This window comes from Bacteroidota bacterium (assembly GCA_016699695.1).
Lineage (GTDB): Bacteria > Bacteroidota > Bacteroidia > Bacteroidales > UBA10428 > UBA10428.
The window spans coordinates 2013380-2024956 of sequence record CP065006.1; the positions used below are offsets into that span (position 1 = coordinate 2013380).

Consider the following 11577-nt stretch of genomic DNA (forward strand, 5'->3'; position numbering starts at 1 on the left):
CCGGTTATGTAAAAAAGAGGATATCTTATTCATTTCCTGCTACAATATACTCACGTAGCCTTTTTATCTGATCCGAAATGGCTTTAAGTTCAGCATTTGGTATGAAAACATCTTCGGGGCTGTACTTAGGATGCTCGCTGTTTTTGAGTGTGATAAATAGTTCAGCCAGCTTGGCCAGTTCAATGGTTAGCACCGGATTGTGCCCGTATTTCCGGGTCAGTTCAGTTAGGTAAAGTATGGCATCGCTCTCAGAAAATAAAATGCGGTAAACAAATTTAGCTTCATCGCTAATATCTTTAATTTTTCTTCCTTCGAAGCCTGTCAATGCCGCATCAATAAGGTACATTTTTTCGATGAGGTTACCTATGAGGTATGAGGCAATTATTTTAAAGCGTTCTTCTTCGGTAAAAGTGGTATCTATTTCAGACAGGAAGTTGTCAAGCTTAAACAAAACCGAATCAGACTCGCTGAGTCCATCATTGCGTCGTTGTATCAGTGTTTCAACATAAAATGGGCCAAAGCCAACGTGATTGGCCAAAACCTGTGCCGAAGTATAACTCTCAAAAGCCGCATCGCTGTTCGAAAAAGCAGCATGATACAATGCATCGGCGCTATATACACCGCATATAAGTGCTGCATATTGGGGCGTGCTGGTATAACTTGCTTTTATAGCGGTATCAAGGGTTAACTGGGGGGTGTATTCAATGCCCGAGAATTTCATAATGCTTGCCACCTGCTGAAGGTTACCCTTTTCACCAAACATGGTGGTAAATTGCATTAAATGCACATCAATTTCACTCTCATTTTGTTGTGGTTTATTCTGGCAGCTTGAAAAGGCCAGAAAAAGCAAGCAAAAGGCGGACATTAAACTTATTTTTCTCATACCTATTTTTGTTTTATATTGGATATTTTTCGATTCTTAAGTTAGCAAAACGGGATTTTATGCCCGATATTGCCTGATTTTATTCAATAAGTAGGCGACCCTTTATAAACTTTCGATAACTCAATTGGCACCAGCTTACCATAATAGCGAAGCTGGCCCGAGGTATTGCTTCGAATGGTGGCATCGGTAGAACCTACATCATTTATCATCAGCATAATATCATAATTCCCTGTACTGGACATAACCATGATGGTCAGATTATAAGATTTACCCTTTTTTCCTTCAATTATTTTCAGGTCGTATTTTGTAACTCTGCCATCTATTGTAATACCACCAACACCATTGTATCCAACACCATAATTCGACCCCAGTTGCATCACTAACTTCAGCGAATCGATTTTAATAAAATTAATGGTGCTATTTACAGCTACACGTTTTCCACTTTTGTCCGATAAATAATCAGCCTCCAACACGAAACGGCGCATCTGAAGCATGCTTTCTGTTTGAAACCGGAGCAATTCATTTTCAGCTTCTTTTGCAGCCAGGCGCTCTTCTTTTTGAATCTGTTTTTGTTCTTTCTTCGAATAAACCTCTTCCTGACTTAAAATAGATAAACTAATGCTGCAAAAAAGTGTTGCCAATATTAGCTTTTGCATAGTGCTTCTAATCAATGGTAAAGTTATAATGCTGAAAGTTATTAAAATCTTTGTTCAAAACCTACATAGCTGCCGAAGCTGCCATCGGCAAAAGCAAAATCAAGCTTGAGGTTATAATCTGGTTGATAACGAAACCGGTAACCCACCACAAAGTTGAAAATGGTATAACTCACGGAGGCATCGCTGTATACTGTGCCTCCTCCAAACCGCACAATTGCTTCGTGCCTGTGTACAGTTTGATTGATTTGGCTATTAAAAACATAATTGTATTGCAACCAGGCTTGTACCAGGTTTTTCTCGCGATACTTTCCTTCTGCCAGCCCCATCATCTGTCGTGCGCCACCAAGCATGGCCATATCGGTCCATGGTACATCGCCAAAATTATTTTCTACATTCAGATTCCAGTTCAAACGGCTCGAGAGTATTTCTAAAGGGATAGAATGCAGGTAGGAGATTATTAGTTTCTGGTAGGTAAAATCGCCCTGCTTTGAGTCAGAATATAAATTGAATGTGCTCTTAAATTGAAGGTTGTGGTTAGGTTTGTTTCCTATATCTTCTATTTTATAATCCAGTAGAAATCCTATTCCTGTATTGAGTATTTGCGAACCTTGCGAAATAATATAAGTATCCTCGGAAAGCGCAGGACTTAAATTCGTGGCTTTGGTTTGATTAAAATTGTAGCCAATGCCTGCATAGAGGTTCTCAATCAGGCGCACTCCTATTGCTGGGCATATCTGCCCGTAGTTTTTGTAATATTGAGTGGTAGATTCGTTTTTTGCTTCATTCATGGCATCGGTCATACCCACACCCCAATAATGATCCTGTCGGTTTTGGAGGTTAGCTTCTACTTCAAATTTTATCAGGTTATCGTACCAAAAGCTGTTTAATTGACCCCAGAATGAGTGATTTTGATTGAAATTGGTTACATACTCTAAAGGAAGGCTTGAATGGTTTAAGTAGTTGTTATTGCGTTTGGTTTTAAAACTAATTAACAGTGCCGTTGCTGCGCTGAATTGATGTTCTGGGGTGTATGCAGGCATAGCAGCAATACTGACGCGGGGCATTCCTGCCTGGTATTTCTCATTCCAGGTAGTTAGTTTTTCTGGCTGCTTTGTTAGCTGGGCACTAACAGGCACTAAACCAATTATAAAAACTGGTATCAGTAATGGAAGTTTTAAAAGCTGAAGATGTTTTAGAGATGAAATATTTCGAAGAATGAACATGGATGGCTTTCTTAATCCACTATTTCTTCATATTCCTTGTAGCTAAACTTGATGCGAGGGAAAAGTTCCTGGTATATTTCGCCTGACTCAAGCATTTCATCATCACCCTCCTCGAAAAACCAGATTACCTGAACCTCGCAATCGTTGGGCTTGGCATCGAGTACATTCAAAAAATCGTGCAATTGTTTGGAGACACTCGTATTGAAATACTCCAGGTTTATTTCTACAACAATTGACTTACCGTGAAATTCACCTGCCCAGGCTAAAATGGGCTTGAAGAACCTCACTGCATCTTCAGGAAGTGCTCTGCCTTCGAGTTTTATTCTCCCTTCGGTAGACATAAAAACACTGGGCAATGTAGCAGTACCTTCAATTTGCAGGTTTTCCATTTGAGAGCATGTTGGTGTTCTAGTACAAAAATATAAACTTATCGATGGAATAAAAACCTATTCATTAACAATTTCAAGCTTATTACCTTCTTATGCAGTATTTATCATGGGTTTAAAAGGTTTGGGGTTCAAAGCCGGCATTGCTTATTTGAGTAGCTTTCTTTCTTCTATTGCCTTTAGGATAATAGAGGCAATTTCGTCAATCGAAAGGGTCATGCAATTAAAGGTAATGTCAAATTGAGTATAGTCGGTGTTTTTTCCTTGGAAGTATTCTCTTAATTCCTTCCGGCTTTTGTCAATATCATGTATGGTTTTTTCAGCTTCGATGAAGGAGAGCTTGTATTTTTCAGCAACACGCAACTTACGCCAATCGAGGGGTGCTTCAAGGTTAATATGCAAAGAGCGGGGCATGTCGCGGGTAATAGCAACCCCACCCCGGCCAACAATGATCACATGGCCTTCTATTGCCATGTTCCGAATAACTTTAGCTACGGTATTGCGTATTTTTCGGTCGCTTTTATAGTATTTTTGAGTGTGCGATGTAATAATTTCCTCAATCAGACTTTTTTTCTCCGAGTCGAATATGTATTCAATTTTCACGGGATCCATTTCAAGCTCACGGGCCGCTTCATTCAGTATTTCTTTGGTTACAAAGTGCCATTCGATGTCTTTAAATCCCTTGGCCGCAAGTTTACAGTTGAGTAATTCGGAGAGTTTTTGGGAAACAGCTTTCGCAGGACAACCATAAAGCCTGGAAATAGTAATAACGGGACCCGATTCACGATAATCTTCTGAGTCATCCTGAAGTCGCTCCGACATATATTTCAGTAAATCTAATTTCATTCAAGTGGGTTTATGCCTGATTGGATTAAATATACAAATTATAAGCAATATATTCAAACTGCCATCCAAGTAATCGTCTGGTATTTTAAAGTTTCTTTTTTTTGAACCATCTTTTTGTTATCTTCAAATAAAAAAGTTTGTCATGAACAAAGCCGAATACTGGATACAACATTTACAGTTAAAACCACATCCTGAGGGGGGATTCTTTAAAGAAGTTTATCGTTCCAGCATCGAAGTAAGCAACAAGCATTTGCCTGTTGGCTATAAATCGTCAAGAAGACTTCTTACCAATATCTATTATTTGCTCCGATCGGAAGATATTTCGAGGTTACACCGGCTAAAATCCGATGAGATATGGTTTTTTCATGCTGGCAGCCCATTGAAACTAATTTATATAGATACAGAAGGGAAAAAGCATACCCATTTTCTTGGAAATAACCACGAGAAGGCCGAGCAATTCTCGTTACTAGTGCCAGGCGGTAGTGTTTTTTGTGCCGAAGTGCATGAACAAAATTCCTATACCCTGGTGAGCTGTGTTGTATCTCCCGGATTTGAGTTTGAAGATTTTGAAGTTTTTGATAAAGAGGATCTTATTCAGGCTTATCCAAAGCACATCGACCTGATCGAAAAATACTGCTGAGTTGGAAGTTGGGCTTTATAACTTTCCGGAATTCATTCCATTCTGATTTCAAAACCAGGGAGTTTCTCTGGGGATTTTCCGACAGCCGTTCGTCAGAGAATCGACCTTTTTTCTCGGCATTTACCACCATCATTTAGGTATTTAACATCATGCATCGGCATATCGTGTTGTAGTATCTTTGTTTTAGTTAAAACACTGTTATATGATAGATACCTTTAAAGTTAAAGCCGATGTGGCATCAAACAGCCTGCTGATTCAGTTGCGGGGATTTTTCATGAAATCGGAAGTGGAACTTGCATTTTACCTGGCACGAAAAGAAATCACTAAACTGAGCAAAGGCTTTAAAGTTGTGCTCGACCTGGATGGTATGCACACCGATAAAAGTTTACAACGCAACCTTCAAACTAGAGCCAGACATACCTTCGAATCACTTGGGGCTTCGAGCGTAAAATCCATTGGCGCAATTAGCCGCATGGCTGCACCAAAAATAAAGGAATTTGAATATTTCGCTTTTGAAAGTGTCGGTTTTTACCCAAATTAATCTAGGGGTATTTACCTAGCAATTGAGCAGTAATACTTATAAATTCCATCACACTGTAAGCTATCTTTGAAAAGACAAATAGAGAATCAAAACAGTAATCATGTCGAAATAATGATTAGTCTTTTGATGTAGGGTTTGGTTGGATTTAGGTAGACGACAGGGTGGCAGTTTTATATTTGTCACCCTGTTTTTTTTTGACGGTTTTTACTTATAGAGTTGTAAGTGAATTTGTTTGAATTATTGGTGTTTATGCTATTAAATTGTATTTGAGAAAGAAGTAGTTTTGGTCATAATTTATATCCGGTGGAACAAGCATAATTCTTTAATCACACAAACGGATTTAAGTCCATTATGCAAGTTTCAAATGACCTTATCTTAAAAATATTTACAGATGAAAAAGCAGAAAGTACTCATCGCCGACGATAACCCACATTTTGCCAAGGCATTGAAGTTTATGCTGCTTGATTCTTTTCAGGATCAAATCGAAGAAATCAATATTGTAAAAGACGGCAATCAATGCCTTAGCGAGCTTAATAATAAATTATACGATACCGTTTTCATGGACATCAATATGCCCTCACTCAATGGTATCGAAGCCACCCGCGAAGCGACTCAGATTTATCGTAACCTTGTTATTATTGCTGTTTCCTTTCATTCAGAAATGAAATACATTGTTCAAATGATAGAAGCTGGTGCGCGTTCATACATTATCAAAGACGAAATCAGTAAAGAAACACTGGACAAAGCTCTGGCCATCGAATATTCATTTTGATTTCTATGATGAGGCATATCACTTCCATTGAATGATGCCTCACACTTTATAAACCTTTACTTTAGATATTGGTTTTTTGTACCTTACCTGAGGGATTTGGGTTTGGTTACAAACAATTATTCTTTAGGAGACGGATTGGTGTAGATGAATTAATGATTGTTTCTAATTTTGTTAGTCCTGTCAAAACCTGGCAGGACTAATTTATTTTGTATGTACTGCAGTAATTTATACCATTTCCAGAGAAGAAGTAGCAACGAAGTTAAGGTTGGAAAGATATCCATTGGAGGAATTGCACCCCTGGTGGTTCAAACCATGACAAGCACCCCTACCAGCAACATATCCTTAACGGTAGAGCAGATTATCCGGTCGATAAAGGCGGGTGCCAAATTGGTTCGGATTACGGTACCCTCTATGAACGATGTGAATTACCTGGCCGAAATAAAAAAACAACTGCGCGCAAAGGGCTTTGACACACCCCTTGTTGCTGATGTGCATTTTAACCAGAAAATAGCATTCGAAGCTGCACGGGTGGTAGAAAAAGTACGAATCAATCCCGGAAATTTTGCCGACAGTAAAAAGTTTAATCAAGTTGATTATACCGAAGAACAATATCAAAATGAACTGGCGCGCATTCGCAGCGAATTCAATCCATTGCTTAAAATATGCCGCCAACATCAAACGGCCCTGCGCATTGGCACCAATCATGGTTCATTGTCCGACAGGATCATGAGCCGCTTTGGCGATACTCCGGAAGGAATGGCGGAATCGGCAATGGAGTTTTTGCGCATTTGCCACGAAGCCAATTTTAACGATGTGGTGGTTTCGATGAAAGCCAGCAACACCCTTGTGATGGTGCAGGCTGTGCGTCTGCTGGTGCACTCCATGGAGGCTGAAAATATGCATTATCCCCTGCACCTAGGGGTTACCGAAGCTGGTGAGGGAGAAGATGGGAGGATAAAATCGGCTATTGGAATAGGTGCTTTGTTGGCCGACGGAATTGGGGACACCATTCGTGTATCGCTAACTGAAGAACCAGAATGTGAGATTCCGGTTGCGGAAAAACTTCTCAGTCTCTTTGAGGGCATGGAAAATCATTCCAAAATTCAGGCTCCCTTGAGCTATCCGCTGAATCCCTATCAGTTTAGCCGCCGGAAAACTTCGAAAGTTCTCAACATTGGAGCCGAAATGCCTCCAATAGTGGTAATTTTGCGAAGTGCAGAATTCTTACAAGACCTTAACCCTGATTATTTGTTAAACGAAATTACTTCAGAGGGTCTTAGTTTTAGTACAACTGTTTCAATACCCTTACAGGAAAGAGAACGGCTGCTATCAAAAACAGGAGTTCCATACCCCATTGTCGATGCTCAACACCCGGATCTAGGGAAACACACCGGTGTAGCTTTTTTGAGAGTTTATGCCGAAGATTTAACGGAAGAAATCCTGAATCGATTATCTGGATTAGAAGAAAAAGTGATTGTGCTTTTTACCTCTAATATAAATGTTACGGCAGCCTTGCGGGCAGCTATCCTGCGCATGTGGGAGGCTTCGGTTCGATTGCCTGTAATTGTTTCTTTTAAAATGGATGATGCGGATCTAGAGCGCTTTCAGCTTCATGCTGCTGCCAGTTTGGGAGCCTTGTTGCTCGATGGTTTGTGCGATGGAATTTGGCTTGAAAACAGTCTTATCAATCCGCTAGATATAGCCTCCACTGCATTCGGAATTTTGCAGGCAAGCCGATTACGGGTGAGTCGACCCGAGTATATTTCATGCCCATCTTGTGGTCGTACACAATTCAATATCCAAAAAACCACCCGACAAATTCGTGAAAAAACTGCTCACCTCAAAGGCTTGAAGATTGGCATTATGGGCTGTATTGTGAATGGCCTGGGCGAAATGGCCGATGCAGATTATGGATATATTGGCGGTGCTCCTGGTAAGGTAAACCTTTATCATCGTAAAGAACTCATAAAGAAAGGGGTGCCCGAAGAAAGCGCTCTGGATGAATTAATAGAACTGATAAAGCAAAATAACGATTGGATTGAACCTTAAAAGGCAAACAAAGTTTAATGAATAGCCTGCTTTTCAGCATACCATCTGTGAAGATTATTTATCCAAAATACCTAAACCATGCTATCACCTGAAATTTACCGCTTCATTTCCGATCTTAGCAAGAACAATTACCGCGAATGGTTTCAAGAGAACAAAACCCGCTACCAAAATTGCAAAGAGAATTTTTTGCAAAACCTGGAAATTATAATTCACGAAGTGGGGAAATTTGATAAATCGATTCCTGGCATTGCGCCAGGAGATTGCATCTTTCGGATTAACCGCGATATAAGGTTCTCGAATAACAAGGAACCCTATAAAACCAATTTCGGTGCATTTATTGCACCGGGCGGACGAAATAATGGCAAAGCCGGCTATTATATACACATCGAACCAGGCAATTCGTTTCTTGCCGGTGGAATTTATATGCCTTCCTCTCCGGTATTAAAGGCAATCAGAAGAGAGGTATTCGAAAATTATGCTGAGTTTTTGGCTATAGTTAAGAAAAAGGAGTTTATCCAACATTTCGGAGGTTTATCTGGCGATAAGCTAAAAATGCGCCCAGCTGGTTTTCCAGAAAATTTTGAGGGAATGGAGTACCTTAAATTTAAACACTATACTGTAATGAAGGTTTGTTCCGAATCGGACTTTACTTCGGAGCATTTTATAGCAGATGCAGTAAATGTTTTTAAAGCCCTTTTCCCACTCAACCGGTTTTTAAATGAGGCTATTGAAAAGGTTGAGGAATAGTCTGGATTTAGCAAAGAAAATCACCCAGTATTTTATACATCTCTTCGAAATTGAGGGGTTTTAAGATGTAATTGTTGCATCCGGCTTTGGTAAATTTATGCAGCAATTCGGGATCGCTGAATGCTGTTTGGGCAACGATTGGAATCTTGGTATCGATTTCGCGGATTTTCTTTGTAGTTTCAATGCCGCTCATAAAAGGCAGCTGAAGATCCATCAGAACCATGCTGATGTTTTTATCTTTTTTGATTTTGTCAATGGCTTGCATGCCCGATTCGGCCCAGATGGCTGTTCCGTTACAAAGCTCAATAATGTCTCTTATCAGGAGCCAGTTGCGTTCTTCGTCTTCGACAACAAGAATACATTTTTTTTGCAGGTTTGGAGGGGTCATGGTTTTCTGGCTATTTACATTGCAATGTTACGAAGACTATACCAAAATGTTCATAAATGGGCCTACAATTCTATGCGATTGATTCATGCTTAAAAAACGGCAGGACTAATGCTTTTGAGTATTATAGTTGGCCTAATTTCTGAAGTTCCCTCCAGGCAAGCGCACTAGCACCCAGCACAGCCGCATTCACATCCTGTAATTGCGAGGGTTTGATTTCAATTTTTCCTTTATAAATCGGAAGGAGATTTTCTTCCATATAGCGCTTTGTAGGCTCAAAAATCAGATCGCCGGCTTTGGCAAGGCCACCAAAAATAAATATCACTTTCGGACTTGAAAAGGCCACCGCATCGGCTAGTTTGATGCCTAAGATACGACCTGTAATTTCAAAAGCTTCGAGGGCAATTTTATCACCTTTTTTGGCTGCTTCTGATATCATTTTCGAAGTAAGATCGTTGAAGCTGATATCGCGCAACTCGCTTTTATCAATCCGCTCGGCGAGTAATTTAAAAGCTGTACGTTTGATACCTGTTGCAGAAACATAGGTTTCGAGGCATCCGAATTTTCCACATCCACATGCTCTTCCGCGATGCCTCACATTCAAGTGTCCCATTTCACCAGCAAAACCGTCGTGGCCGTAAACGACGTTTCCGTTTACCACAATACCACTACCGAGGCCTGTTCCGAGTGTGATGACAATAAAATCTTTTAAACCAATTGCACCCCCGTAAATCATTTCGCCAATAGCAGCAGCGTTTGCATCGTTGGTAAGTCTTATGGGTATACCAGGAAAGTAATCCTGAAATTTCTCTACAAAGGGTATTATTCCTTTCCAGTTGAGGTTAGGTGCCATTTCGATGGTGCCCTGGTAGTAATTGCCGTTAGGTGCACCAATGCCTATACCTCTGATTTTAATTTCCTCGTTAATTGTACTGATGAGCTCAACAATTTCGGTATGAAGATGTTCGAGATAAACCTCAAAATCGACAAACTTGTCGGTACTGGTAAAATTATCTTTCAGGCAGTTCCCATTTCTGTCAACCACGCCAAACTTGGTAAATGTTCCGCCAATATCAATTCCAATTACTACTTCCTTCATGGTACTTTCTTCGAGGTAAGGGCTTAATGCTTAACAAAAATACAAGTTTATATCTAATTGTGCCGAAACTTATTCACAACTTGATTTAAAAAATGGCTGGCAATCGAATATTCATCACATTTTTTTAAAATGAGGTTTGAATTGTCCGTGTTTTTTACCAATTGTGTCTAATTTCCGGTAGGTTTAGAAGGGCGAAAGCAATGAAAATATCTGATTTCGAAAAGTGAGATATGCTAGTTTAGTCCTTTGAACAGTCTTTTTTGAAAAATCAAAACAATGAATACACCTATTGTAATGGAAGAATCGGCGATATTGAATATGGGGCGGAAGAAAATAAAATGTTCCCCTGCATGAAAAGGGAACCAACTTGGGTAATTGCCTTCGAATAAAGGGAAATAGAGCATATCTACCACACAACCTTTAAAGAGTGGGGCGTATCCCGGAAAGTCAAATAAAGCCTGCCCGGCATACCCAAACCAGCGTCTGTATTCAGGATCGTAAGTGGTGCCTTTATCGAAAATCAAACCATAAAAGCTGCTGTCAAGCAGGTTGCCAATGGCACCTGCCAAAATCATTGCTATACTCAATAGCAAAAGAGCCGGGGCATTCTGCCTGATAAGTTTTCGTAAATACCAGATAATGCCAATTATGGCTGCCAGTCGGAATAAGCTTAAAAGAATTTTACCAAATTGACCCGGAATGTCCCAGCCAAATGCCATTCCGGGATTTTCGATGTATCGAATAATAAACCAATTGCCCAGCACAGGAATTGAATCGCCAAGCTCCATTTGAGTTTTTACTACTATTTTCGAAACCTGGTCGATGACCAGAATAACAATTACAATGAGTGCTGCTTTGTACGATTTCGACATGATTTGTTTATTATAGTTGGCCAAAAATAAAAAAATGATTGGGAAAACACCCAATCATTTTATTTTCAGGGGTACTATTTTATTTACTTCTGTTTCTGTTTGGCATCAATAGATAGAGTGGCATGCGGTACAGCGCGCAGACGCTCTTTGGCAATCAGCTTTCCTGTTTCGCGGCATATGCCATAGGTTTTATTTTCAATCCGAACAAGAGCAGCCTGTAAGTGTTGAATGAACTTTTGCTGGCGTTGCGCCAATTTGCCCGATTCTTCTTTCGAAAGTGTGGCTGCACCTTCTTCCAGCACTTTAAATGTGGGGGAGGTGTCCTGGGTATCGTTGCTGCCACTCTGGGTAATGGCGCTCTTAAGCAATTCGAAGTCTTTTTTTGCCTTATCAAGTTTCTCGAGAATAATTTGCTTAAACTCGCCCAGTTCTTCGTCGGAGTATCTTGTTTTTTCTGACATAACAGTATGTTTAACAA

14 protein-coding genes are annotated in these 11577 nt (G+C 40.1%); 5 read left to right on the forward strand and 9 right to left on the reverse strand.

The genetic code is table 11. The features are described 5' to 3' along the window. Window positions 1–25: 25 nt before the first annotated feature. From IPM71_08570 to IPM71_08590, 5 genes are all read right to left on the reverse strand, one after another. Entirely contained in the window at window positions 26–883 is an 858-nt protein-coding gene (locus IPM71_08570; GenBank protein QQS49673.1) for a hypothetical protein, read from the reverse strand. Between the two features lie 83 nt (window positions 884–966). Continuing rightward, complete coding sequence (locus IPM71_08575) at window positions 967–1539, reverse strand: DUF4251 domain-containing protein (GenBank protein QQS49674.1); 573 nt, start codon at window positions 1537–1539, stop codon at window positions 967–969. A gap of 41 nt (window positions 1540–1580) precedes the next feature. Next, window positions 1581–2762 (reverse strand): hypothetical protein, encoded by a 1182-nt coding sequence (locus tag IPM71_08580; GenBank protein QQS49675.1) that lies wholly within the window; start codon window positions 2760–2762, stop codon window positions 1581–1583. Window positions 2763–2773: 11 nt separating this feature from the next. Next, window positions 2774–3151: a DUF1987 domain-containing protein gene (locus IPM71_08585; GenBank protein QQS49676.1), complete on the reverse strand. Its 378-nt coding sequence runs from the start codon at window positions 3149–3151 to the stop codon at window positions 2774–2776. Window positions 3152–3295: 144 nt separating this feature from the next. Beyond that, on the reverse strand, window positions 3296–3994 hold the full coding sequence (locus tag IPM71_08590) for a cytidylate kinase-like family protein (protein ID QQS49677.1): 699 nt from the start codon (window positions 3992–3994) through the stop codon (window positions 3296–3298). 142 nt (window positions 3995–4136) lie between these two features. Here IPM71_08590 and IPM71_08595 point away from each other — a divergent pair, with 142 nt between their 5' ends. The 5 genes from IPM71_08595 to IPM71_08615 all read left to right on the forward strand — a co-directional run bounded on the left by IPM71_08595 (window position 4137) and on the right by IPM71_08615 (window position 8743). Continuing rightward, window positions 4137–4634, forward strand: coding sequence for a cupin domain-containing protein (locus tag IPM71_08595; GenBank protein ID QQS49678.1), 498 nt, complete (start codon window positions 4137–4139; stop codon window positions 4632–4634). Between the two features lie 202 nt (window positions 4635–4836). Then, window positions 4837–5175, forward strand: coding sequence for a hypothetical protein (locus IPM71_08600; protein QQS49679.1), 339 nt, complete (start codon window positions 4837–4839; stop codon window positions 5173–5175). A gap of 391 nt (window positions 5176–5566) precedes the next feature. Continuing rightward, window positions 5567–5947 carry a response regulator transcription factor gene (locus IPM71_08605; GenBank protein ID QQS49680.1) on the forward strand — a complete coding sequence of 127 codons (381 nt, stop codon included), beginning with the start codon at window positions 5567–5569 and terminating at the stop codon, window positions 5945–5947. A 210-nt stretch (window positions 5948–6157) separates the two neighbouring features. Continuing rightward, a complete protein-coding gene (gene ispG / locus IPM71_08610; protein QQS49681.1) occupies window positions 6158–7996 on the forward strand; it encodes a (E)-4-hydroxy-3-methylbut-2-enyl-diphosphate synthase in 1839 nt (612 codons plus the stop codon). Window positions 7997–8074: 78 nt separating this feature from the next. Continuing rightward, window positions 8075–8743: a DUF2461 domain-containing protein gene (locus IPM71_08615; GenBank protein QQS49682.1), complete on the forward strand. Its 669-nt coding sequence runs from the start codon at window positions 8075–8077 to the stop codon at window positions 8741–8743. Window positions 8744–8750: 7 nt separating this feature from the next. On the opposite strand, the gene IPM71_08620 is transcribed toward IPM71_08615, so the two are convergent. From IPM71_08620 to IPM71_08635, 4 genes are all read right to left on the reverse strand, one after another. Next, entirely contained in the window at window positions 8751–9131 is a 381-nt protein-coding gene (locus IPM71_08620) for a response regulator (protein QQS49683.1), read from the reverse strand. A gap of 121 nt (window positions 9132–9252) precedes the next feature. After that, complete coding sequence (locus IPM71_08625) at window positions 9253–10227, reverse strand: ROK family protein (GenBank protein ID QQS49684.1); 975 nt, start codon at window positions 10225–10227, stop codon at window positions 9253–9255. A gap of 233 nt (window positions 10228–10460) precedes the next feature. Beyond that, complete coding sequence (locus IPM71_08630; protein ID QQS49685.1) at window positions 10461–11099, reverse strand: lipoprotein signal peptidase; 639 nt, start codon at window positions 11097–11099, stop codon at window positions 10461–10463. An 83-nt stretch (window positions 11100–11182) separates the two neighbouring features. Further along, window positions 11183–11560 carry a TraR/DksA C4-type zinc finger protein gene (locus tag IPM71_08635; GenBank protein QQS49686.1) on the reverse strand — a complete coding sequence of 126 codons (378 nt, stop codon included), beginning with the start codon at window positions 11558–11560 and terminating at the stop codon, window positions 11183–11185. Window positions 11561–11577 lie beyond the last annotated feature (17 nt).

What these genes read in the sequence shown, in the direction of transcription:
- ispG (QQS49681.1), top strand. Translation starts at nt 6,158, where the DNA reads ATGTACTGCAGTAATTTATACCATTTCCAGAGAAGAAGTAGCAACGAA.
- IPM71_08615 (QQS49682.1), top strand. Translation starts at nt 8,075, where the DNA reads ATGCTATCACCTGAAATTTACCGCTTCATTTCCGATCTTAGCAAGAAC.
- IPM71_08570 (QQS49673.1), bottom strand. Translation starts at nt 883, where the DNA reads ATGAGAAAAATAAGTTTAATGTCCGCCTTTTGCTTGCTTTTTCTGGCC.
- IPM71_08585 (QQS49676.1), bottom strand. Translation starts at nt 3,151, where the DNA reads ATGGAAAACCTGCAAATTGAAGGTACTGCTACATTGCCCAGTGTTTTT.
- IPM71_08605 (QQS49680.1), top strand. Translation starts at nt 5,567, where the DNA reads ATGAAAAAGCAGAAAGTACTCATCGCCGACGATAACCCACATTTTGCC.
- IPM71_08635 (QQS49686.1), bottom strand. Translation starts at nt 11,560, where the DNA reads ATGTCAGAAAAAACAAGATACTCCGACGAAGAACTGGGCGAGTTTAAG.
- IPM71_08595 (QQS49678.1), top strand. Translation starts at nt 4,137, where the DNA reads ATGAACAAAGCCGAATACTGGATACAACATTTACAGTTAAAACCACAT.
- IPM71_08600 (QQS49679.1), top strand. Translation starts at nt 4,837, where the DNA reads ATGATAGATACCTTTAAAGTTAAAGCCGATGTGGCATCAAACAGCCTG.
- IPM71_08620 (QQS49683.1), bottom strand. Translation starts at nt 9,131, where the DNA reads ATGACCCCTCCAAACCTGCAAAAAAAATGTATTCTTGTTGTCGAAGAC.
- IPM71_08575 (QQS49674.1), bottom strand. Translation starts at nt 1,539, where the DNA reads ATGCAAAAGCTAATATTGGCAACACTTTTTTGCAGCATTAGTTTATCT.
- IPM71_08590 (QQS49677.1), bottom strand. Translation starts at nt 3,994, where the DNA reads ATGAAATTAGATTTACTGAAATATATGTCGGAGCGACTTCAGGATGAC.
- IPM71_08580 (QQS49675.1), bottom strand. Translation starts at nt 2,762, where the DNA reads ATGTTCATTCTTCGAAATATTTCATCTCTAAAACATCTTCAGCTTTTA.
- IPM71_08625 (QQS49684.1), bottom strand. Translation starts at nt 10,227, where the DNA reads ATGAAGGAAGTAGTAATTGGAATTGATATTGGCGGAACATTTACCAAG.
- IPM71_08630 (QQS49685.1), bottom strand. Translation starts at nt 11,099, where the DNA reads ATGTCGAAATCGTACAAAGCAGCACTCATTGTAATTGTTATTCTGGTC.